At 75.6% G+C, this 1,760-nt stretch carries 1 protein-coding gene; it reads left to right on the top strand.

Annotation, left to right across the window (positions count from 1 at the left end; translation table 11 throughout):
* Positions 1-75: 75 nt before the first annotated feature.
* Positions 76-1,760: glutamine--fructose-6-phosphate transaminase (isomerizing) (glmS, locus tag H7A69_RS17160; RefSeq protein WP_182048147.1), on the top strand; the 1,685-nt coding region annotated here is incomplete at its 3' end.

Here is a 1,760-nt window from a genome sequence, read left to right as displayed (position 1 = left end):
CACGCGGCAGACCCGACGGCGGTCGGTGCCGCTCCCCTCGACCGACCCCGCGGTCCCCACCCGAACGGACACCAGATGTGCGGCATCATCGCGGCCCGTGTCAGTGACGACGCGACCCCCTTCCTGCTCGACGGTCTCGAGCGCCTGGAGTACCGGGGGTACGACTCGGTCGGCATCGCCGTGCGGACGGCGTCCGGGAAGCTCGAGACGGTCCGCTCGGTGTCCCGCGTCGGCGACCTCCGTGCGCTGGTCGCCGCGCGCGCCGACGCCGCCCCCGCGTCCGACGCCCGTTCCGGTGTCGGCATCGGGCACACGCGCTGGGCCACGGACGGTGCCGTGCGCGAGGAGAACGCGCACCCGCACGCCGACTGCTCGGGGCGCATCAGCATCGTGCACAACGGGACCATCGACAACGCCCACCAGCTCCGTGCCACCCTCGAGCGGCAGGGGCACGTGTTCCGGTCCGACGTCGACTCCGAGGTGATCGCGCACCTCGTCGAGCGGGCCCTGGGCGTCGACCCCGACCTCCTCCTGGCCGTCCACATCGCGGTCGCGCAGCTCGAGGGGTCGTGGGCGATCGTCGTCCTCGACGCCCGGGACGGCCGGATGGTCGCCGCGGCGGACCGTTCCCCGCTCGTCGTCGCACGGTCCGACCGCGGTGACTTCGTGTCGAGCGACGTCGGCGCCATCGCGGAGTGGTGCGAGACCTTCGTCCCGCTGCGCGACGGCGACGTCGTGGAGCTCGGCGAGGCGTGGAGCTGGTCGTCGGAGGGCGTCGCGGTGCCGGTGCCGTTCCCGACCGCCTCGCCGTTCGCGCCGAGCGCGCTCGAGCTCGGCGACCACCCGGACCACATGGCGAAGGAGATCGGCGAGCAGCCGGAGGTCGTCGCGGCGCTGCTCGACCGGGTCCGACGGCGGACCGCGGACGGCAGCACCTGGGTCGGGCTCGGCCTGCCGCCGTTCGACCGGTTGGCGGTCGTCGCGTGCGGGACGTCCCTGCACGCCGGGCAGGTCATCGCGGGCACGCTCCGCACGCTCGGCGGCGTCCCCACGGACATCGTCGTCGCGAGCGAGGTCGACCACGTGGTCCTCGCGCCGGGGACGCTCGTGGTCGCCATCAGCCAGTCCGGCGAGACCGCCGACGTCCTCCGCGCGCTCGACCGGCTCGACGAGCGGCACCCGGTGCTCGCGCTGACGAACAACGTGCACTCGTCCCTGGCCCGGCGGGCCGACGCCGTCCTCGACTGCCACGCGGGACCGGAGGTCGGCGTCGCCGCGACGAAGACCTTCACGGCCCAGGTCCTGGTCGGGGTCACCGCCGTGGTGTCCGCCCTCGTCGCCTCGGGTCGGCTCGAGGCGAGCCGTGCGGCCGCCCTCGTCGACGAGCTGGCGGAGCTGCCCGAGCGGATGGCCACGGCCGCGGCCGTCGCCGCCGACCGGGTGCCCCTGCTCGCGACCACGGTGCGGGACGCCCCGGGGTTCCTCTTCCTCGGCCGCGGACCCGGACTCCCCTACGCGGCGGAGGGAGCGCTGAAGCTCGAGGTCCTCAGCTACCGCTGGGCCGAGGCGTACCCGGCCGGCGAGCTGAAGCACGGCCCGCTCGCCCTCGTCGACGAGGGCACCCCGGTCGTCGTCGTCGACCACGGTGACCCGCGCCTGCAGTGGGCCGTCGCCGAGGTGCGGGCGCGGGGCGGGTTCGTCGTCACCGTCGGCGGCGGGGGGAGCGGCGGGGCGCGCGGCGGGGTGAGAGGGGGCAGGTG

The organism is Curtobacterium sp. ME26 (assembly GCF_903970945.1).
GTDB classification, from domain to species: domain Bacteria; phylum Actinomycetota; class Actinomycetes; order Actinomycetales; family Microbacteriaceae; genus Curtobacterium; species Curtobacterium citri.
The sequence above is the reverse complement of the archived record's forward strand: the minus strand, read 5'-3'. Positions and strand labels throughout refer to the sequence as shown.